This window comes from Ruegeria sp. CDSA079 (genome assembly GCF_059612245.1).
The window spans coordinates 75,476-96,915 of record NZ_JBXWQF010000014.1; the positions used below are offsets into that span (position 1 = coordinate 75,476).

16 protein-coding genes are annotated in these 21,440 nt (G+C 56.0%); 7 read left to right on the top strand and 9 right to left on the bottom strand.

Annotation, left to right across the window (positions count from 1 at the left end; genetic code table 11):
* Nucleotides 1–22: 22 nt before the first annotated feature.
* Genes AC2FJZ_RS15150 through AC2FJZ_RS15160 form a run of 3 tightly spaced genes read right to left on the bottom strand, consistent with a single transcriptional unit; the run spans nucleotide 23 to nucleotide 3,526 of the window.
* Nucleotides 23–1,048, bottom strand: coding sequence for a glycosyltransferase family 2 protein (locus AC2FJZ_RS15150; protein WP_496778639.1), 1,026 nt, complete (start codon nucleotides 1,046–1,048; stop codon nucleotides 23–25).
* The gene (locus AC2FJZ_RS15155) at nucleotides 1,045–2,556 is read right to left on the bottom strand and encodes a hypothetical protein (RefSeq protein WP_496778641.1); all 1,512 of its coding nucleotides are present in this window, start codon (nucleotides 2,554–2,556) and stop codon (nucleotides 1,045–1,047) included. Before AC2FJZ_RS15155 ends, AC2FJZ_RS15150 begins: the two co-directional genes overlap by 4 nt.
* Before the next feature lie 7 nt (nucleotides 2,557–2,563).
* Entirely contained in the window at nucleotides 2,564–3,526 is a 963-nt protein-coding gene (locus AC2FJZ_RS15160) for a UDP-glucuronic acid decarboxylase family protein (protein ID WP_496778685.1), read from the bottom strand.
* Nucleotides 3,527–4,143: 617 nt separating this feature from the next.
* Here AC2FJZ_RS15160 and AC2FJZ_RS15165 point away from each other — a divergent pair.
* Nucleotides 4,144–4,677, top strand: a complete 534-nt coding sequence (locus AC2FJZ_RS15165; RefSeq protein ID WP_496778643.1) for a VPLPA-CTERM sorting domain-containing protein — start codon at nucleotides 4,144–4,146, stop codon at nucleotides 4,675–4,677.
* Nucleotides 4,678–4,743: 66 nt separating this feature from the next.
* On the opposite strand, the gene AC2FJZ_RS15170 is transcribed toward AC2FJZ_RS15165, so the two are convergent.
* The 4 genes from AC2FJZ_RS15170 to AC2FJZ_RS15185 are packed head-to-tail and all read right to left on the bottom strand — an operon-like array spanning nucleotide 4,744 to nucleotide 8,919.
* Nucleotides 4,744–5,613 carry a glycosyltransferase family 2 protein gene (locus AC2FJZ_RS15170; RefSeq protein WP_496778645.1) on the bottom strand — a complete coding sequence of 290 codons (870 nt, stop codon included), beginning with the start codon at nucleotides 5,611–5,613 and terminating at the stop codon, nucleotides 4,744–4,746.
* A complete protein-coding gene (locus AC2FJZ_RS15175) occupies nucleotides 5,594–6,421 on the bottom strand; it encodes a CpsD/CapB family tyrosine-protein kinase (protein WP_496778647.1) in 828 nt (275 codons plus the stop codon). The genes AC2FJZ_RS15170 and AC2FJZ_RS15175 overlap by 20 nt, the downstream gene beginning before the upstream one ends.
* A gap of 31 nt (nucleotides 6,422–6,452) precedes the next feature.
* Entirely contained in the window at nucleotides 6,453–7,994 is a 1,542-nt protein-coding gene (locus AC2FJZ_RS15180) for a GumC family protein (RefSeq protein ID WP_496778649.1), read from the bottom strand.
* Between the two features lies 1 nt (nucleotide 7,995).
* Nucleotides 7,996–8,919: an ExeA family protein gene (locus AC2FJZ_RS15185; protein ID WP_496778651.1), complete on the bottom strand. Its 924-nt coding sequence runs from the start codon at nucleotides 8,917–8,919 to the stop codon at nucleotides 7,996–7,998.
* A 591-nt stretch (nucleotides 8,920–9,510) separates the two neighbouring features.
* Here AC2FJZ_RS15185 and AC2FJZ_RS15190 point away from each other — a divergent pair.
* The 5 genes from AC2FJZ_RS15190 to xrtD all read left to right on the top strand — a co-directional run bounded on the left by AC2FJZ_RS15190 (nucleotide 9,511) and on the right by xrtD (nucleotide 16,788).
* Nucleotides 9,511–10,200 (top strand): sugar transferase, encoded by a 690-nt coding sequence (locus AC2FJZ_RS15190; RefSeq protein WP_496778653.1) that lies wholly within the window; start codon nucleotides 9,511–9,513, stop codon nucleotides 10,198–10,200.
* A 67-nt stretch (nucleotides 10,201–10,267) separates the two neighbouring features.
* Nucleotides 10,268–12,727, top strand: coding sequence for a tetratricopeptide repeat protein (locus AC2FJZ_RS15195; protein WP_496778655.1), 2,460 nt, complete (start codon nucleotides 10,268–10,270; stop codon nucleotides 12,725–12,727).
* A 113-nt stretch (nucleotides 12,728–12,840) separates the two neighbouring features.
* The gene (locus AC2FJZ_RS15200) at nucleotides 12,841–13,455 is read left to right on the top strand and encodes a polysaccharide biosynthesis/export family protein (RefSeq protein WP_496778657.1); all 615 of its coding nucleotides are present in this window, start codon (nucleotides 12,841–12,843) and stop codon (nucleotides 13,453–13,455) included.
* Nucleotides 13,456–13,599: 144 nt separating this feature from the next.
* Entirely contained in the window at nucleotides 13,600–15,036 is a 1,437-nt protein-coding gene (locus AC2FJZ_RS15205) for a hypothetical protein (RefSeq protein WP_496778659.1), read from the top strand.
* 132 nt (nucleotides 15,037–15,168) lie between these two features.
* Nucleotides 15,169–16,788 (top strand): VPLPA-CTERM-specific exosortase XrtD, encoded by a 1,620-nt coding sequence (gene xrtD / locus AC2FJZ_RS15210; RefSeq protein ID WP_496778661.1) that lies wholly within the window; start codon nucleotides 15,169–15,171, stop codon nucleotides 16,786–16,788.
* Between the two features lie 264 nt (nucleotides 16,789–17,052).
* Here xrtD and AC2FJZ_RS15215 read toward each other — a convergent pair whose 3' ends face one another.
* The gene (locus tag AC2FJZ_RS15215) at nucleotides 17,053–18,303 is read right to left on the bottom strand and encodes a glycosyltransferase family 4 protein (protein ID WP_496778663.1); all 1,251 of its coding nucleotides are present in this window, start codon (nucleotides 18,301–18,303) and stop codon (nucleotides 17,053–17,055) included.
* Complete coding sequence (locus AC2FJZ_RS15220; protein ID WP_496778665.1) at nucleotides 18,296–19,558, bottom strand: nucleotide sugar dehydrogenase; 1,263 nt, start codon at nucleotides 19,556–19,558, stop codon at nucleotides 18,296–18,298. The genes AC2FJZ_RS15215 and AC2FJZ_RS15220 overlap by 8 nt, the downstream gene beginning before the upstream one ends.
* Nucleotides 19,559–19,933: 375 nt before the next feature.
* On the opposite strand from AC2FJZ_RS15220, the gene AC2FJZ_RS15225 reads away from it, so the two are divergent.
* On the top strand, nucleotides 19,934–21,439 hold the full coding sequence (locus AC2FJZ_RS15225; protein ID WP_496778666.1) for an oligosaccharide flippase family protein: 1,506 nt from the start codon (nucleotides 19,934–19,936) through the stop codon (nucleotides 21,437–21,439).
* Nucleotide 21,440 lies beyond the last annotated feature (1 nt).

The following is a 21,440-nucleotide window of genomic DNA, read 5'->3' on the forward strand; positions in this document are numbered from 1 at the left end:
ATCAGCCATGTCACGCGATCTGTCAGTTTCGCGTGACGCGCAGTTTCTGCTTTTGCCCCAAGACGTGATATTCGAACAGGCACCAGACATAGACGGTGGCGGAATAGACGTAATAGACCTGATGGTAGAGCAGGCATTTGAACGCAAACCACGGCCCGCCATGCCCGGCCATGGCACGAACCAGATCCAGGTTGGCGACAAAAGCCGCCGCCAGCACCAGCAGGGGCAGGGGCCAGGTCCCCGGCCAGAACGGCAGGGCCAGAAGCGACAGCAGCAACAGCCCGGCCAGCGCGGCCCGGATGCGTTCAGCCATCGAGGTGTTCAGATCATCGGTCAGCCCCTCGCGTGAAATCATCAGCCGCGACCAGGGTAGGGCGCGGCAGAAGATATCGGTGCTCAGGCTGTTGCGCATGGTCCAGACTTTCAGGTGCTTGCCCTGCAGCCGGGGCTCGACAAGAATGCGCCGCCCGGTTCCCGCGATCCGGTAGCCCAGTTCGATATCCTCGATCGAGGGGACCTCGTAGGTTTTCACATCAAATCCGCCGACCTCGTTGAACACATCGCGGCGGATTGCGCCGCAGCCGGCCCAAAAGGTGCGGGCCTCGCGCTGCGCGCGCTGATGGTGATAGCGGTGCAGCAGGTTCTTGTAGCGCGAAAACCAGGCCTGCCCGTCCGGCGCATCGTCATACGAGCCAAACACCGCCCCGACATTGTCTTCGGACATCGCGCTGCGGATATGTTCGGCCCCGTCCGGCCAGGCGATGACATCGGAATCGACGAACCACAGAATGTCACCCGTGGCATGTTCGGCAGCCAGATTGCGCGCCGCCCCCGGCCCGCCATTGACCGGCGTGGTCAGAACGCTTGCCCCCATTTCGCGCGCCAGTGCGGCGGTGCCGTCGGGGGACTGGTCATCCACCACCAGAACCTCCTGCACCTGACCGGTGTTCAGCATCTCGATCAGGGGGGGCAGGACGCGGGGCAGCAGGTGCTCGGCATTATAGGCGGGCATGACCACGCTGATGGAAAGGGATTTATCTGAAGTCACGGGGTTTCTCCGGCAGTGGCGCGCGGCGGTCCTGACCGCTGAACTAGAAAAAGAAAGGCGGCTGTAAAAGGAAGCAGCCACATCACACGCGCACCATAGCGGTCTGCGGGTTGGGAAACACCGCCACAGACCAGCGCGTTGACCGCTATTCCGATCAGAAGGAACAGCGCAAACAATCTCAGCGACGGCGCCACCCTTCCGGGCCACAGCAGCAATACGAGCACGACAATCGCTGAAATCAGATAGATCACTGCGTGGATGGAATTGACCGGTCCCAGCCAGGGCTGATCACGGGTCAGAACGACATTGTCGAGAACCGCCAGCTGCGCCTCGGGCAGCCCCGAAAGCGATTTTGCATTATTGATGACAGCCTCGTTCGGAATGGTCATCTTGATGCTGTTCATACCCAACTGCTCTGCCGCATTGCCGCCAAGGGCCAGGATCGTACCAAAGGGACGCGCCGCCAGAACCTGCAGAAAGAAAGCACGCTGTTCGGCGGCCACGGCCTGCTGATCCTCGATCGGCATCAACCGGAAGGATCCAAGGTTTTCAGAGCGTTCGAAAATGATATGGGTGGCGGTAAGGCGGTAAGGGTCATCGGACCAGGACAGCGCCTCGTGCAGGGCGCAGGTCGCCAGATCGTCCCGGGGGCACACATCGTTGAGATAGGCCAGTCCGGGACCATCCACAATCAGACGCGCAGTGATATGAGGGGTGTAAAGCACCTCTTTTTTGGTGACGGTTTCGGCCGCGAATTCGAACGCCTTGCGCTCGGCAATGGCCAGAACGACCAGCCCCGTGACAAACGCTGCCGCAAGCCAGCGCCCCTGCCCAAGGCGTAGCAGGGCCGCCAGTACGGCAAAGGGCACCATCAGCACGGCAATCCCCAGATGTGAAGGGTGCAGCACAATGGCAAAGCCGGCCAGCGCCAGCGCCCCCAGCCATTCCAGCGGATGCATGTAACGGCCCGCGACAACAACCGCCGCAATCAGGATCAGCATCACCGATGTGAAAATGTCCGGCATGACATAGGCGACATAGAAAGGCAGCGCGGTCGTCGAGGCGGCCAACAGTGGAATGCTCACCAGTTGAAGCGTGCTGCGCCCTGTCTGCGCGGTACGTTGCAGCACCCGCATGGCCAACCAGACCGCAAGCAGCAGCATCGCCAGATGGACGCCCGCAACCCCGCCCAATGCATCGGCGCGCCAGAATGCGGCAACCAGCAGCGCATAGACCATCGAGCGGGACCCACCGGTTGTTTGGTCTTTTTTGCCGGACCCTTCGGCCCCCGCATTGCCTGCTCCGACCTCCTCACCATCCTGTTCCCGCTCGGGCAAAATCAAGGACAGCGCCGCATCGCCCTGCTGAAAATAGCTCCCGGTATCAAAGTAATAGAGCGGCCCCCGGTTGATCGCCAGAACTGCCAGACAGCCGATCACCGTCGCGGCCAACAGGACAAAAGCCCAAAGCCGTCGGGACGATCTGTCTGAGACATCCTGTGCAGTCATTACCGCCCTATACGTTCTTCACCGCCATGGCGGTTCGCTCAAAATAGGTGATGGTCGCCTTCAGCCCCTCTTCCAGCGGCACCCTGGGGGTCCAGCCCAACTGCTCGCGGGCCCGGGTGATGTCCGGCTGACGCTGGATCGGATCGTCCTGCGGCAGCGGGCGGAACACCAGTTCCGATTTCGAACCGGTCAGGCGGATCACGGATTCAGCCAGTTCCCTGATGCTCAGTTCGACCGGGTTGCCCAGATTGATCGGCCCGGTCACATCGTTTGGCGACTCCATCAGATGGATCAATCCGTCGATCAGATCCGAGACGAAACAGAACGACCGCGTCTGGCTGCCATCGCCGTAGATGGTGATCGGCTCACCGGCCAGGGCCTGCATGATGAAGTTGGACACCACGCGCCCGTCATCGGGATGCATGTTCGGTCCGTATGTGTTGAAAATCCGCGCCACCTTGATCGGCAGGCTGTGCTGCCGGTGATAATCAAAGAACAGCGTCTCGGCGCAGCGCTTGCCTTCATCATAACATGAGCGCGGCCCGATCGGATTGACATGGCCCACGTAATCCTCGGTCTGCGGATGGATTTGCGGGTCGCCATACACCTCAGAGGTCGACGCCTGCAGGATGCGCGCACCCACTCGCTTGGCCAGCCCCAGCATGTTGATCGCACCATGAACGGCTGTCTTGGTCGTCTGCACCGGATCGTGCTGGTAGTGGAAGGGCGAGGCGGGACAGGCCAGATTGTAAATCTCGTCCACCTCGACATAGAGCGGAAAGGTCACGTCATGGCGCATGACTTCGAACCGGGGGTTGCTCAGAAGATGACGCAGGTTCCCGCGCCGCCCGGTAAAGAAGTTGTCGACACATAAAACCTCGTACCCGCGCTCCAGCAGGGTCGCGCAAAGATGCGAGCCCAGAAACCCGGCCCCTCCGGTCACCAAAATCCGTTTGGCGTCGAGATGCATGTCATTGGGATCAAAATCAGGCGCGTTCATCAGCGTCCCCGGTCACTTTCACCATCTCTGGCTCAACACCCATTCGCATCATCTCCTCGCTAATAGGCAGGCACTGAATAAACAAACGGCTCAGCGAAAATTCCGATCGAGAATGCATGCCTGAACTTGGTACAATATCAGTTCAACGCTACACGAATCTTCCCAAGCGTCGAAGGAGAAATATAGCCGCCCCCCTGCTTCGGTGTTTTTTTCCCGCCGGGTGCAAATTGTGGAGGTCTGCGGGAGTTTTGACGGCGGACAATCCGCACATCAAGCGGGAATTGTTTCCCCTGATTCCAGAAGCATACAGGTGTTCGGTGCCTAAAATGGCCTTGGAAAACAGCGGATGCGCGCATGGGCCACGCCTCGCAAATGCCAGTTTCGCTTCGGATTCGTTCACATAGGGGAAACAAACATGAGGTTATGGTCGCATTATGTTACGTGCAGCGCCCTAATGCCCCAGAAATGCCGCATTTTTTCAAAAAAGCCTTCGCAATCAGATGAAGATAAGGTAAATATTTCAGGAGTTAGGTTCCACGCAATAGATGCGTGTGATTGTCTGTGTAAAGGTCGAGGGTGGGAATTTGATGCTTAAATCTTTGAAAATGATGGCTGCGGGGCTTTTCGCTGCCGTAGTGATGACAGGATCAGCCAGCGCGCTGACCGTGGTTTCGCCTGGCAACAGCTATGACATTACGTCCGATAACCTCTTTATCGGCACTGTCGGCACCAATGGTGGCCCCGGCATGTATTCGGTGAACTTCACATCACCGATTGATCCGCTTAAAGCGATCGCGAACGCATCTGTTACAGTCAACGTGCTGGGCACGTTCACTGGTCTGACGATGAGCTGGATCGACGCGGCCAATCCTGCCAACGTTCTGGCGTCAACATCAATTCTTGGCGGTGTTCAGACAACGCTTAGCACGCTCTTCAGCAGCGTAGCACCGAATTCTTTGAGCCAGAACTTGGTGTTCAGCTGGGCTGATTCACAGTCGGCAAATGGTGGTCCGATTACGTTTGACTTTGACGTGGCTGCAGTTCCGCTGCCGGCTGGTGGCCTGCTGCTGCTGACCGCGCTGGGTGGTCTGGCGCTGACACGCCGTCGCAAGACAGCCTGAGCAAAGCGTATAAATCTGACGGATATGGGAAGGGACCGCTCTGCGGTCCCTTTTCCTTTGGTCTGTTCAGATATTGCCGCCAACGGCCTGACGCAGCATCCAGAGCATCCGCTGACATCTGAGTCGGAACAGTGTGGATACCGCCCGCAAAACCTCACCGGCTGAGGCCAGCTTGTCGCTGGACAGGACTTTCGGGATATGCACGATCGCGCTGGCGGGCATGGCCAGCCCACGGATCGCCCATCGCAGGCGTGCGGCGGCCCCCGTTCCGTTCAACTGATAGGCCTCTTGTGTCGTGCGTCGCCATTTCGCTCTGAGGGCAGGCCAATCCTGCCGCGATGGATGGCTGACCTGAAACGTGTCTTCGTAAATCAGGCTATAGCCGCGGGCGACGGCGCGCATGGTCCATTCCCGGTCTTCCGACACACCATTGATGAACCCGCCGATTGCATCGAACACATCACGCCGGGTCAGCAGGTTGCCCGCGCCGGAAAACCCCTGCACCTCGATATAGCGGCGAAAGTTGAAGGCAAACACCGCCTCGAACGCCTCGGCGCCATTGCGTGGGGGAGGGGTTTCGTCAAAGACATCGACCCGCCCGCCAATCAGATCGGCCCGGTCGGCAATCCGGCGCCCGACTGTCAGCCAGTCCGGCGCGGGAACACAATCCGCATCGATGAAGAACAGCCGCGATGCGGTGGTTTCCGCCACCCCGCGATTGCGGGCATGCGCCGCCCCTTTTTGCGGTTCCACCACAAAACGCACCTTGGGAAAGGCCTGCTGTATACCGTCCAGTGAAACGGGGGATGCATTATCGACAACAACAACTTCCGTCCCTGTCAGATCATTCTCTCTGAGGGCCTGAAGGCATCTCTCCAGCCGGGGCAGATCGTTGTAGTGGGGAATAATGACCGCGTCAGTAGCTGCCGTACTCATTGCCGAATGCCCCACTGATATAACGGCATTTGTTCAGCACGATACCCATGACCTTTGTCAGCTCTGCCAACTGCTGCTCGGCAACATCGATGTGATCGATGCTGGTCTCTTCTGCGGCTGCCAGAAGCAGGGCACAATCGACATTTCTCAGGAACCCGTGACTGTCATCGCTCGCCATCAGCGGCGGTGTATCGAACAGCATGATATCAGGTTTGTATTCGGCCTCGATCTGCTCCAGCGCCTCGATCATCCGTTTGCTTTGCAAAATTTCCGCTGGGTTGCGTGTCGGCGTGTAGTTCAGGCCGAAAATCACATTTTCCCCATGGCGCAGAGCGTGCTCGTGAAAAGGCACGTTCCCCTGAATGACGTCCGCCATGCTGTAATTGCCGGATTGTTTCAGAATCTCGGCCAGCCCCCGGCGTCGCATGTCGAAATCTATCACTATCGTCCGCAGATCTTCCTGCCGTCCCAGGCTAAAGGCCAGATTTGCTGCCGTCGTACTCTTGCCGCAACCGCTGTAAGGTGACGTGATGGCGACACGGCGCCAGCCGTTGGACTGGATCTGCTGTAACATCTTGGTCCGCAGCATGTCATAGGGCGTTGCATTTGGTCCGCCACGATATGACATCAGGCGGTTGTGGGATATGAGGCGCGCCTCGATTTTGATCTCTGGCACCGACAGCCAGATATCCTCATCAGCATTCGCCTCAGGAACATGGCGCTGCTCGTCAGTCAACGGCAGAGGTTGTGGTTGGCGACTGTCGCGCGCCTCACGGGCTTTCTGAATCGCCTGCTGAAGACGTTCCATTACAGTTTCCCTAACTTAACGAGGACAGAAATCACCAATATACCTCCAGTTTGTCGATTACTCTCTCAGTAATCAAATCCAACGGCAGATAATAAGTATGCACTGCCCAAACCCCTGCGGACACGCCTACTAGAATCGCGATAACGATGCTCACCCAAGTCACCCGCTGCATCATCACTTCGCCCTTGGAGCGCGCATAAGGGATGGTGGCGATTGGCCAAACGTCCAGCTTATTAATCAAGTCTTCCGGCCGGCGCGCAGCTTTGTTCAACAACTCCAGCAAGACAACCAGCCCCAACCCCAACGCAATGCCAAAAAACGTCCCGCCGCCTGCAATCATCAGGCGGTCGGGTCTGGTTGGCGAACTTGGCACGGAGGGATGTTCGATCACCGAAATACGCTGCCCCTGCGAGGTGACTTCAATGCGCTCGCCGGTAGAGGCCGATGCCAAGCGGCTGACTGCAGTGTTATACTGAGCCTGGATGTTGCTGTGATCACGCTGCAGTTCCGCCAGCGTGATTGCGTTTGCCGGTGTCTGATCAATTGTCAGGGTTACTTTTTCAAGGCTTTCCTCAGTTATAGTCCGTTGGGATTCAAGTGCAGCTATTTGTGAATCAAGCTGGGCCAGTTGAAGATCGAGTGTCGAATTACCCGTCTGTTGGCCAGATGGCGCAGCATTGGTGGCCTGTTCATTTGCGACAACTTCTTCCAGACGGCTTATCCGGGCCCGCAGTATCTTAATCTGCGGGCTGGTTTCAGAATAGATTCCCAGCTGATTGTCCAACTGGTTGCGCAATTGACTGAGCTGCTGCTGCGCCTGTGTCTGAGGCTGTTGTACGGCGGTGGTGATCTGGCCGGTCGTACTATAGATATCTAGAAGTTTTTCACGCTGATCGCGGAGCGAGAAAATCTGTTGATCCGTTTGCTGAAGGTTGGCCTGCAACGACCCCTGCTGTGCCATCCGGAACTGTAGACTGGAAGGCAAAGCGCCGGAATTCTCCTGCTGGAACTCAAGAATCCGCGCGCTGCGCTTGTCAAGCTCATCGCTCAGACGCTCAACCTCCTGTTCAAAGAATTCCAGCGTGTCTGAAGCTCGTTCCTTGCGATAGGTAACATCAAGCTTCTGAATTTCCGTCAGGTATTCATTCAGCACCCCGGCTGCTATTTGCCCGGTTCTGCCTTCAAATGTGATGGTCATCAGGTTCGCCTGATTGCGACCGGCTGAGATGCGCACATTTGTTTTGGCACGCAACTCATTGATGATCTCGTCAGGGCTGGCTTCTTCCTGATTTGGCAGCACTGCGAACTTTCGAGAAATGTCCAGAAGAACAGGGCGCGTCAGCAGCCGTTGCTCGACGATCTGCAGTTGTTCAAATGCCGGTGTCGTAACGGTACTGGCGGCCAGACTGCCCGGAATCTGTGGAGATTCAACGATCAGTCGCATCTGCGAAACATAGGATGGTGGCAGGATCATCGCGACAGTAATCGACAGCGCGGAGACAATCGTCGCCACAACAAGGAAATACTGAAACCGTCTCAGAAAAATGGAGAAGTAATAACGAACAGGGCTCATGTCAGACTATCAGCTCCTTCTCGAGTGAATTTCCTCCAAAGAACACGCCGTCATCGACCACTTGATTTACAACTCCCTCATCGACCCTTTCCGCCTCATTGGTCCAAGCGTAAAGCAGGGCGAAATCGCAAAACTGATTTACCAGGCGAGGAACACCGCGGGTCTGCTGAAAGATCAGCTCGCAGGCTTCTTTTGAAAACTCGCCGCCCGAACCGCCAGCCGTTTTCATCCTGTGCCCAATATAGGCTTCAACCGACTCCTCATCCATCCGCTCCAGGTGAAAACTTGCGGCCACACGCTGCGTTAGCTGGCGCATTTTAGGATCCAGAACCATGTCGCGCAATTCAGGCTGGCCAACCAGAACAAGCTGGATCAGCTCATCCGTGTTTGCATTGATATTGGTCAGCATGCGGATTTCTTCCAAACCTTCGACAGTCAGGTTCTGCGCTTCGTCGAAGATCAGAACCACGCGCCGCCCTTCTGCATATTCCGCGACCAGGAAATCCTGTAGTTCCCGGAACAGCTGTACATAGGGGGCGTCGTTGTCGATTGGCAGGCCTAAAGCATGCAGGACCCATTGTAACAGCTCTCCCCGGCCGCCTTGCGCATTCGAGATCAGCCCAACGGTGATCGAATCTTCCATTTCACTGAGAAGGTGCTGTACCAGGGTTGTTTTCCCAGCCCCGATCTCACCCGTCAGCACTGTGATTGGTGCGCAGCTCATTATGCCGAATTGCAACACCGAATAGCCGCGCTTGTGCAGCGGTGACCAGTACATAAATCCAGGATCTGGCAGCAGTGTGAAGGGCCGCCGGTTGAGCCCGAAATAATCTAGATAAAACCCGTCACTGGACGCCATTGCACCTCGGTTACCTTCCGCCTTGTCAAACCTTGCACCGGCCCCCTGGAGATTATCCGAACTCATACTCTGAACCACCAGAAATCCTTCACATTAAAGAACACATCACATAAACAAAAAGTACTTGGGTACGACTTTGCCACAAAATCAAGATAGCAGGCACCACTAAACTGCGCACGCGGTGAATTGACCTGCCCTCCCCCTCAATCAGAAGTATTTCCAGAAATTGTTTCCATCTACACCTTTAGAAAAAGGCCCAGCGAAGGGGCGCAGCAATCTGGCCTGAGCACAGAGCAAAAAGGCCTCGGAGAGACCAGATTCAGATTCAAAAGCACAAAACTTCATCCATTGTCATCGGGTGGGAAACGATAATTCATGAACTTTCAACAGATCAGTCGGGCAAAGTTTCGCGATACCGTCAGAAAACGCTCGTATTCAGTGGTTCTGAGATGTGCGTGTCAGTATTAATGTTTTGCAAGCCAGACTGAATTTGTTAACACTTGGTTACGGGAAAGTGGCCTCGCGAGTGAGTAAGCGCAGGGTCGAAGTGATATAATAATACAAGAATTTTACTATATGTAGTTGAGGTCGAGCGTGTTCTGTTCCTGAGTTTGGTAAGTGGTTCGTGAGTATTTGTGTGTGTTGGGGGTTTAAATAGTGACAAGTCATTCAAAAGACGTGGCCGACGCTGGCGCGGGCTACTCTAGCATCTCTGTTATGCCAACCTCAGTGCAATATTCTGGGTTCTACAGGGGTGTCGGAAAGCGCATTGTTGATATTGCGTTTACATTGCTTGCAGCACCTTTCGTCGTTCCGGTGGTTGCGCTTTTGGCCGTATTTCTGACCTTTCAGGGCGTGACGCCGTTTTACCGACAGGAGCGAGTTGGCAAGAACGGCAAGATTTTCAAAATGCTGAAAATCCGCACAATGGTGCATGACGCTGATGCGGTGCTCCAGAAATATCTGGATGCCAATCCCGAAGCGCGTGAAGAGTGGAACCGAAACCAGAAACTGCGCAATGACCCACGCATCATCAAATTCGGTACTTTCCTGCGCAAAACCTCGATGGATGAGTTGCCGCAGTTCTGGAACGTTCTTGTGGGTGAGATGTCCATGATCGGCCCCCGCCCGATGATGGTGAACCAGCAGGACTTGTATCCCGGTGAACTGTATTACTCGATGCTTCCCGGCATCACGGGGCAATGGCAGGTTTCCAAGCGCAACAATTCCTCGTTTGCCGAACGGGCCCAACACGACGCCGAATATTGGAAAGACATGTCTTTTTCCTCCGATCTTTCGATCCTGATGCGAACGGTTTCAGTCGTTCTGCGCGGCACAGGCTGTTGACACCGGGGGCTGTCCCCGAATGTAGTCGAGCAGAACCCAGTATCTTTCGTCTTCGGAAATCTGAGTCATGACCGTATTAAGCAAATCCCGCTTTCCGATCGGCAATCGTCTGGCGATTGTCTTTCTAAGCCTATCTCTGCTTCTGAGCGCCTGCGATACCGCTGAGGAGCGGGCAGAAGCTCATTTCCGGGCGGGGTTGGCACATCTGGAACAAGGTGATGTCGAACGTGCGCTTGTCGAATTCAAAAATGTATTCAAGCTCAACGGTCAGCACAAGGAAGCGCGCCTGACCTTTGCGCAGCTGGAACGAGAGCGGGGCAATCTGTCTCTCGCCTATGGTCAATATCTGCGACTGATAGAACAATATCCCGACAACCTCGAAGGGCAACGCAGTCTGGCCGAAATCGCGCTAGAGACAAGCAACTGGGATGGTGTGCGGCGTCACGGTGCTGCGGCTGCCGCACTGGCACCAGATGATGTCGAGATCAAATCCATCAACAATACGCTGGCCTATACGGACGCGGTCAGGAACGGCGACGCCATCCAACTGGAGTTTGCCGTACACACAGCCCGTGAGATGCTGGGCGCCCACCCTGATCTCCTTACGGCGCGCCAGGTCCTGATCGACTACCTTATCCGGGAACGTGACTGGCATGGAGTGCTGGAAGAGACAGGCGCGGCCCTGAAATTTGCACCGGAACAGCCAAATCTCTACTCGACCCGGCTGCAGGCGTTTCAGGAACTGGATCAGCCCGCTGAAATCGAAGTATTGCTCAAGCAGATGGCGCAGGTCTTCCCCGATGATCAGGGAATCGAGCAGGTGCTGATTCAGCATTATATCGATCAGAACAACCTGGACGCCGCGGAACGGATGCTGCGCGCCGAGGTAGAGGCGCAAGCTGAAAATCACATGCCAGCCCAGAGGCTGATCGCTTTTCTGAATGAACACCGCGACACCGAATCCGCGATTGCCGAACTGGACGGGATCATCGCGCAGGATGGCCCCAATGCCTCGCGGTTCAAGACCTTGCGCGCAACGTTGAAATTCCGCTCGGGCGATGAAGAGGCCGCCATTGCTGACATGCGGGATCTGCTCAAGGGTACAGAACGGACCGAACAGACCCGTGAGAACGAGATAGAGTTTGCTCGGATTCTGTTCCAGGTCGGCCAGCCCGAGGAAGCCCGGACCCTGATCGAAAAGGTCCTTTCCGAGGACCCCACCCAGGTGGATGCGCTCAAGTTCAAGTCGTCCTGGCTGATCGATGAAGACAATATTGGCGACGCCATTGTGCTTTTGCGCGAAGCTCTTGGTCAGGCTCCTCGTGACCCGCAACTGATGACACTGCTGGCGCAGGCTCATGAACGCAACGGGAACCGAGAGCTGATGGGTGAAATGTTGGCACTGGCGACCGAGGTCTCCCGGAATGCGCCGGAAGAGACGCTTCGCTATGTACAGTTTCTGATCGCGGATGGCGATCTGGAAATCGCCGAACGCGTTCTGGTCGATGCCCTGCGTCAGGACATGGATCAGCCAGAGCTGCTTTTCCTGCTGGGTGAGATTTACTTGGTAACACAGGATTGGGATCGTCTGGAGACGGTACAGCGCTCGATCAGCGAGCTCGGCACCCCCGAAGCACGGCGCCTGGCAAATGAGCTCAAGGCCCAGAGGCTAGCGGCTCAGCAACAGACGGACGACCTGGCGGTGTTCTTGAAGGAGTTGGCCGAAGATCCCGAATTCGGACTGCCCGCCGATATCGCCCTGATCCGCCTGATGCTGGTGCAGGGAAAAACAACCGAAGCGTTTGCCCGCCTTGATCAATTGCTTGAAGAAGATCCCAAGTCGTTACCGATCCGTCTGATCAAGGCCTATGCCCTGACCGGAAATAGAGAATATGACGAGGCCGCGCAGCTTTATCGCGCCGTTCTCATAGAACGTCCGGATATCACCAGAGCGTGGATTGCGCTGCATGCGCTTGAAACCGAACACGGCACCCCCGAAGCAGCCCAGAATATCCTGATCGAAGCGCTGGCCGCACAACCCGAAAATCCCAATCTTCTGATGCTGCAGGCGGCGGTTCATGAAGGCGCTGGCGATCTGGATCGGGCCATTTCGGTTTATGAAATCCTTTACCCGCTCAGCAATCAGTCTCTGATTGTCGCCAACAATCTGGCAAGCCTGCTGACGACACATCGCGACGATCAGGAAAGCCTGCAGCGCGCTCAGGTTTTGGCGCAGCGCCTCCGCGGCACTCGCGAACCTGCGTTCCAGGACACCTACGGTTGGCTGGCATACCGGCTGGGAAATTATGAAGAAGCGGTGGCCTATCTCGAACCTGCCGCCCGCGCGATACCTGACCATCCCTTGGTGCTTTACCATCTGGGCAAAGCGTATGATGCCGTTGGCCGGAGAGAAGACGCCGTGCGGGCATACCGGGCCGCTCAGGCGACAGGCATCCCGCTGGATGTTTCACCCTCACTGGAGGAGGAAATTGAACGTGCGAGCGTTGCCGACAATCCGGGGCAATAACACCCCGGGAAAGAGCGCTGCATTTCTGCCGCATCTCACAACCGCTGGACTCACTGCGGATTGTTTGAGGCTGCGGGAAGAGGCATAAACAGAAAAAAGTGAGAGATTTGTATATGCGGACAGTTATAGGACCATTGATCGCTTTCATTATCGCCATGATTGTGGCGACCGGGGCATGGGCGCAAAGCTCGTACCAGATTAAGCCAGGCGATGCGCTTCAGGTTGAAGTGCTTGAAGACCCCACCTTGAACCGGACAGTTCTGGTGCTACCGGATGGTTCCATAAATTTCCCGCTTGCTGGCTCGCTTCGGGCCGCTGGTCGATCGACCAATGGGCTCAGCTCTTCTCTCGCATCGGCGTTGTCCTCGAATTTCAACACGCCGCCAACCGTCTTTATCTCGGTCGCATCGCTGGCACCCCCTCCTCTTCTGGGTGGGGTGGGCGCAACCGGCCCAACCATTGATGTTTTCATCATGGGTGAAGTCAACATACCCGGAAAGTTTCTGGCGACCGAAGGTACGACCATTCTTCAGGTTTTGGCTCAGGCTGGAGGCCTGACCAATTTCGCGGCTCGCAAGCGCATCGAATTGCGCAGAGCTGACAGTAAAACAGGCGTGGTGAACAAATATATCTATAACTACAATGGATCGGGCGGTGGCATCCAAGGCAATACAGTGCTCAGAACCGGAGATGTTGTGGTCGTGCCATCACGCCGCTTGTTCGAATAGGGGCTGATACAGGTGGGGAAATCGAAATTCAGGCTGTCCACCGTTCTGGGGGGTGGGGCTGCTTTAATAATTTCAGTTATGCCAGTTGTTGGGCAGCAAACCTCAACAACGCAAACGACAACACAGCAGACCCAGCAAACGACCGTGCAACAGGCACCGGTCTCATCAACGCTTGTACAGCAATCGCCCAGCCAGCAGCTTATTTCGCAGCAGGCGCTGAGAAACCCGGCGCGGCAGGTCGGCCAACCATTGACAGGTCAACCGACCGGAACCGGAACCGGCCTGACTGTGACACTGGACTACCTGACCTCGCTCAGACATGACGACAACCTGCGTCTGACCGACCCGTCGCTGGGGGCGACCACCTGGTGGGAAAACACACTTGCCCTCGGGATTCTGAAGCAGACAACGGATTCGACGCTGAGATTCGACCTGTCAGGGCTATACCGAATCGCTAATGAACCGATTATCGGAACGGAATCCAGCTTCTCGGATCCGCTCGCACGGCTGGACTATCAGCGTATACGCGCAAACAGCCGGCTTGGTTTGCTAGCTGAATACCGAGAGAGAGATCTTGCCTTCAATCGTTCGCTGACGGACACGAACCTGGATGGCGTCATCGACGCCTCGGACGTGATTGGCACCATAGGTGATCAGGTCAATACGCGCGGTAATCTAGACTGGGAAACCGGCCTGACCGGTCCTTTGGGATTCCGCTTCACTTATAATCACCGTGAACGCAGCTATACGAACACAATCGATCCGAACCTGTTCGACAATCGGTCCGACAATTATACCGCTGCGGTTCTATTTCGGTTTTCTCCGGTTCTGCTGGGCAACCTGAGTGTCAATTACCGGGATTTCGTGGCTGATGACAACGTCCAGACTGATCGGCAAACAACTGTCGTATCAACGGGTGTGACGTATAACATTTCCCCCATCACCACCCTCAGTGCGAACATCGGTTACAGCCAGGTTGACGACACACAGCGTGCGAACAATACAAATAATGTAACAGAAGACTACGTTTGGAGTTTTGCATGGAGCAAGACGCTGCCGGACGGAACCGCCGATATTCTGTTTGACCAGATATTCGGTGTGAACGGCGCCAGAATTAACGCCACGGTCGGTCGAACTTTCCAACGCTCCAGCGGGTTGTTCGGCTTCAATGTCGGCTTCACTCGGGGACCTTTTGACGAGGTGACGCCGATTGGTCAGATCGACTACAGCTATCAGTTGGCCAGTTCTCGGATCGGCGCGACGATTCAACGGCGGGTCGGAACCAGTACACAAAGTAGGGAAACCCGTCAAACCCTAGCTTTCCTGACGTATGATTATTTCATCAACCCGGTATCCGGCCTGTCTTTTAGCGTCAATTTCATCGACCAGGAAGACGAAGGGACGGGTTCATCAAATCCAAGACAGCGCGGCACATTCAACGCCTCTTATACGCGCGCGATCACAAAGGATTGGGCGCTCAACGTAGGCTATCAGTACGAGATGGATGATCAGAACGGCTTTAAGGCGACCTCAGACGCGGTCTTCCTGACGCTTGGGCGGAGGTTCACCCTCAAACCCTGATTTTCTTTGGCCGGGTTCACACCGTCAACAAACACTCCAACCACTACGTATTGTATCGCCCTCGGATCAAAATCACGGGAGCTTGGGTCACCATGATTTCGGGACGTGTTTTATTATGCATGATGGGAAGTGATGCATCGTTTCGATTCGAAAAACGGCCGCGACAATATCATTGAAGCGGCCCGAGGCGGCCTGCCGGTCATAAACACCGCAGGGCTGTTCTGGTTTGCCCTGTTGTTGCTTGGGTCGGTGCCCGTCTTCTGGATCGGGATCGTGTCGCTGGGAGCTGCCTGGAGCACACCGGAATACAGCCATGGTCCGCTGATCCCCATCATTTCACTGTATCTGTTCCTGCGTGAACTCAGGGACATGCCGCCGCCCAATCCGGTTGTGCGTGATCGCTGGCCGGGTGTAGCGGTGATCGCCGCGGCCCTGATCATCGCCATTCTGGGAAATCTGGCGCGCATCCCTGATATCGTCACCTATGCCATGATCATCTGGACCGGTGGCGTCATGCTAACCGTATTCGGCTGGCAGCGGGGCAAATATCATCAGCTGCCCGTACTGCATCTGGTGTTCATGCTGCCCCTGCCGCAGTTCGTCTATTGGAAGCTCACGATCTTCCTGCAATGGATTTCCTCCGAACTGGGCGTGTGGTTCGTGCAACTGGCCGGTGTCTCGGTCTTTATCGAAGGCAATGTCATCGATCTGGGGGTCTACAAACTGCAGGTGGCCGAGGCCTGCTCGGGGCTGCGTTATCTGTTCCCGATCCTCAGCTTCTCGTACCTCTTTGCCCTACTTTACCGTGGCCCGATCTGGCACAAGGTGGTTCTGCTGGTTTCAGCAGCTCCGCTAACCGTGCTGATGAACTCGATCCGCATCGGTGTGATCGGAGTTCTGGTCAACCACCACGGCATCGAACATGCCGAAGGCTTCATGCATTTCTTCGAAGGCTGGATCATCTTCCTGCTTTGCGTGGCCATTCTGTTCCTGATGGCAATCGGGTTGCAGCGTCTGGCCCCAAACCCGCAGCCTTTTGCCGAGACAATCGATCTGGACACACAGGGGCTGGGCACCGTCGCACTGCGTATCTTTGGTATCCGCGCATCAGTCGCGCTGGCCATCGCAGCACTTTTGACATTGGCTGTTTCTACCGCGTGGACCCTGCGGCCCGCCTCGGAGGTAAAGCCAATCGAGCGGGATCCCTTTGTTCTCTATCCGCGCCAGTTGGGCGACTGGTCAGGTTCGACCACCAGCCTTGATCCTAATGTCGAACGGACGCTGGGTGCCAGCGACTATCTCAACGCCACTTATATCGATAGCGAGTCGGGCGATTTCGTGAACATGTTCGTGGCCTTCTACAACAAGCAGACCGATGGCGACGGCATCCATTCACCCGAGGTTTGCCTGCCGGTCGGCGGCTGGGAAATCTTCAGCCTAGAACCTTATGAGATCAACCCCGGCAACACCCCCTACGGCAACTTCACCGTCAACCGTGCGGTGATCCAGAGGGAGCTTTCAAAGCAGCTGGTCTATTACTGGTTCGAACAGCGCGGAAAGCGTATGGTCAATGACTTCCGTGCCAAGTTGAGCGTTATCCAGGACGGTTTCACCAAGGGCCGCACCGATGGCGCCTTGGTCCGCTTTGTGACCCCGATCCTGCCCGGTGAAACCGAAGCGGATGCGGATGCAAGGCTGCAGCGGTTCATGGAGCCAAGCCTGAATCGCTTGCCTCGCTTCGTGCCGTTTTGACCTCAGGTAAAATCAGGCTTTAGGTTTACCTTGATTTCAATCGATAAGGGCTGCGGTGCGCCCCAGGACAGACGAACAAAACGACACCAGAAAGCCCCCGCAATCAATCCATGGCTGAATTGCTTTGTAACACAACCACCTTATCCTGTCATAATCATCAAGTCATAGTCATCAAGCTCGATTGGAAAAGCCGAGTTGCTGAAAGTCTGAGCTTAGGTAACAGCACCTAAACGAAGGGGCCGCCAGCAAGCGACTTTTAGAGTCTTAGCCCTTCCATATCCGCTTATAAGCCGCAATCAGCGCAGGCACCTGATGGGGCCAAGCCATTTCCGCCTCGACCCGGGCTCGGCCATAACGGCCCATGACGGCGCGGCGTTCATCATCGGCCAGCAGTTCGGTGATCTTGTCAGCCATGTCCACCGGATCATTGGCCTTGGCGTAAAGCGAGGCCTCCTGCGCCGAGAACCGCCCTTCGGTCACGTTGAACTGAACGATGGGCTTCTCAAATGCCATGTATTCGAGGATCTTGTTCATGGTGGATTTGTCGTTCATCTCGTTCACCCGATCCGGGTTCACGCAGACATCCGCGGTCGACAGAATCTCGAACAGATCCTGATCCGGCGCGCGGCCAGTGAAGGTGACATAGTCCGACAGGCCCATATCGGCGGATTGCTGTTGCAGCTTCTCAAGGCTGGGGCCCCCGCCCACAAGGCAGAACTGGATGTCTTCGCGCCCTTGAACCTGCACCAGATGCGCCACGGATTCCAGCAGCAGGTCGATGCCTTCCTGATCACCCATGACGCCGACATAGCCCACCATGTATTTCCGCCCGTTGCGCCATGCCGGGTTCGGGGGCAGGTGCTGCAACCGGCTCAGATCAGGGCCGGACCGGACGATAAACACATCTTCGGGCGCCATACCGCCGCGTTCGATGGCGATCTTGCGATAGCTTTCATTGGTGGCAATCGACACCCGCGCCGAGGCGAAAGTCAGCCGCTCAAACGTCTTCATCAGCTTCCAGAAAAAGCCGCGCTTGTCGAACTTGGCCTCGTAAAGCTCGGGGTTGATATCGTGGTGATCAAACAGATAGCGCACGCCAAACAGCTTGAACGGCAGCGCCACCAGAAAGATCAGATCGGGCGGGTTGCAGCCATGGATGACATGAAAACCGCGGGTGAACTTGATCTTCAGCGCCAGCCAGCTTTCCCAGAACAGCGCCGCGCCATATTCCAGCAGATACCCCAGCGCACCGCTGGCATCCAATGGCAGCGGGTGGCGATAGACCTTGATGCCTTCATCTTCCCAGACACGCTCCTCGTGCCCCTTGCCGGTGGGACAGATAACTGAAACCAGCGCGCCTGCGGCGGCCAGCGTACGCGCCTCCATCCACACACGGCGATCGAAAGGCACAGGCAGGTTTTCCACCACGATTAGAACCTTCAGCCCTTTCAGGGGCTGGCTCTGGCGCAGTTCCTCGAACGAGATCGGCTGAACGGCGGGGGCGGGGCTAGTCATATTCATAGGTTCTTACCACCTCAGCATCGCCCAGGTTCAGCTCGTTCACGATCCGATTCGATCCGATCACCAGGTCCCAGGGCCCGGCCTCGGCCGTGGCGCGATCCACCAGCAGGCTGCCCACTGTAGGCAGATGGGTAAAGGTATAGCCCAGGTTTTGACCCCGCAGATCAGCCGGGCGGATCGCCGGATCATAGACCGACAGCTGATACCCTGCCTGCAGCAAGCGCCGGGCGATATCGACATTGGGGCTTTCGCGCAGATCGTCGGTTCCCGCCTTGAAGGCCAGCCCCGCCATCAGTACCCGGCCGCCATCAGGCAACCGCGCCATGATGTCCTGCGCCTGATAGGTCTTGTGCGCCTGATTGGTCTGCAACAGGCTGTCGATCAGATGGGTATGGGCCCCCACCTCGCCGGCGATATGCTGCAATGCGCGCACATCCTTGGGCAGGCAGGATCCCCCGAACGCGCCCCCCGGACGCGTGTAATAGGGTGAGATGTTCAGCTTGGTATCCGAGACGAAAATCTCGTGCATGGTTTTGGCGGATACGCCCATGCTGTGACAGATGCGGCCGATCTCATTGGCGAAGGCCACCTTGGTCGCGTGCCAGGTGTTGTCGACGAATTTGGTGATCTCGGCCTCTTCAAAAGCGGTATAGAACACCGGCGCATCCAGCCCCTCGTGCATCTTGTCCATCACCGCCGATCGGTTGCCATCGACCGTGCCCACAACGATCTTGGGCGGGTTGAAGAAATCGTCTACCGCCGAAGCCTCACGCAGGAATTCCGGGTTATAGACGATCTCAACCGCCTGCGCCGTCCGGTCCCCCAGATAGCTTTGGAAGATCGGTTCGATCAGTTGCCGTACAGTGCCAGGCCGAAAGGTCGAGCGATAGGCCACTGTCAGAGGCCGCGCCCGGTCCGGTGATACGGTTTCAGCAATCTGGCGCGTCACCTCGGCCACAAAACTCATGTTATGCGAGCCGTCGGTGGAACTGGGCGTACCGACACAGACAATGGCCAGATCCACATCCGACAGGTCCGGCATTTCAACCGAGGCACGAATCAGGCTCTTTGCCAACGCTTCGGTCAGCAGCTCGGCCACCTTCGGTTCCTTGATCGGAGGCTGCCCGGCGTTGATTTCGGAGACCTTGTCGGCATTCACATCGATGCCGATCACCTCGTGCCCCTCGCGGGTCAGGCAACACGTCGCCGTAAACCCCACATATCCCAACCCGAAAATTGCAATCTTCATACTGTCTTACCGCTTAATGACTGGCGGCTGCCGTTTTTATTGCCGCCAAAAAGAAATATCTGGCACCATATATCTGGCACCCTTGCATAGTCAGAGTCCAATCTGAGAAACTGATGAAAATTCACCTTGAAATGTGATGCAAATTTCTGACACGCATCAAGGACGTTCGTAAAAACATTACGCAACCTTCTAACTCTGAATAAGAAAATATGAGAACTCGATATACAGAACCCTTTCTTGATTTGACTATCAGTCAGTTCGACAGATGGCCAGATTTGGGATTTTGCAGTTCATGAGACAAGCTTGGCAGAGGCTGTGAGGGAAACATTGATGTGAAAACTAGGTTTTTATCCAACAAACGGAAATTTTGTGTACGTGCAACAAGTCCCTCGTTCTGACCCAACCCCCAGTGCTCTCTCCCGCCGCTCTGCACTAGCAGTTGGGGCCGCGACATTACTTGCGTCCGGGCTGTTTCGCCAAGGATTGGGAGTCGTTACGCTTGCTGTCACAGCACGCCTTCTGACGCCCGAAGATTTTGGTGTCATAGCATATTTTCTAATCGCCACAGCCTTGTTGGAAATGTTTCAGCGCCAGATTGGAATGGTTCTCATTCGGCTTGAAAATGTGACTTCTGAACACCTGGATACGGTGTTCTCGTTCCAGATCATCTTTGGACTTGTCGCCGCAGCACTGTTCTGGGCGCTTCAGCCTCTTGTCGCATTTTTTGATATTCCGACCCTAACAGAATTAATGCCGGTCCTTTCAGCACTTTCACTGGTCATTGCAATCAGAAGCCCCCGTTTTTTGCTGTTCGAACGCGGTCTGCGGTTCGGTTACGTTGCTATTGAAGAAACTGTGAGCCGCATTGTCTATGCAGTTTCAGCCATCATTTTAGCCTGGCTGTGGCGAGATTACTGGGCAGTTGTCGTCGCAAGCTTTGCAGGTCAGGTTGCGCGTGGAGTTTGCACGTATTTTATTGCGCCCATGGTGCCCAGGTTTTCGCTTTCACGATGGCGCGACAGTCTTTCGTTTTCATCTTGGTCAAGCGGAGCCCAATTTGCTCAGTTTCTGTCCACCAATGCACCGCAGCTTATCATCGGCGGCACACTGGGCCTGGCTGATGCTGGTCTGTTTCGGGTGGGAACCCGGGTAGTCAATGTCGTCACGCATCAAATGTTCACGCCGCTTTTGCGGGTCATGTATCCGGGGCTTGCCGATTTGTCCCGAAACACCGGCCAAAGCAGAGAAGGGTTCCGTAAGATCAATGCCGGTTTTCTGGCCATTTTGCTACCGGTCAGCGTCGGATTTGCACTGGTCGCCGAAGATGTGATCTTGTTCGCGTTGGGGTACAAATGGATCGCCTCTGCTCAGGTAGTCTGGATATTAGCCCCCCTATACGCACTAAACGGGCTGCAAGCTAATGTCCGCTCTGCAGTCTACATTGAAGGTTCAACCTCCATCCTGTTTATAAGAAACTCGATCTTGCTGGTCGTCGTCTGCATCTTGATGTGGATCGGTGTGCAATACGGCTTCACCGGCGCGTTGGTCTCGACCGGATTAGCCAACCTAGCGGCATTGATTGCGACTCTGATCATAGCCCAACGCTTTGGCAACGGCGGTTTCTTCGAACCACTGACTGTAGGCTGGCGCAGCTTTCTGGCCTGCGCTATCATGGCGGCAGCAGTTCTAGCCACTGATTTCGCATTACGATCTGGCGTACATGTTCCCCGCCTTCTGATCATTGTCTCAACAAAAGTCCTTGTTGGAGTCATTGTCTACACGACGAGCCATATCGCTCTATGGGTCGTGGCTGGCCGACCGGATGGTTTTGAAACCCTGATGTTCTCTTTAATTAGAAAACTGCGCCGCCAACACATATGAG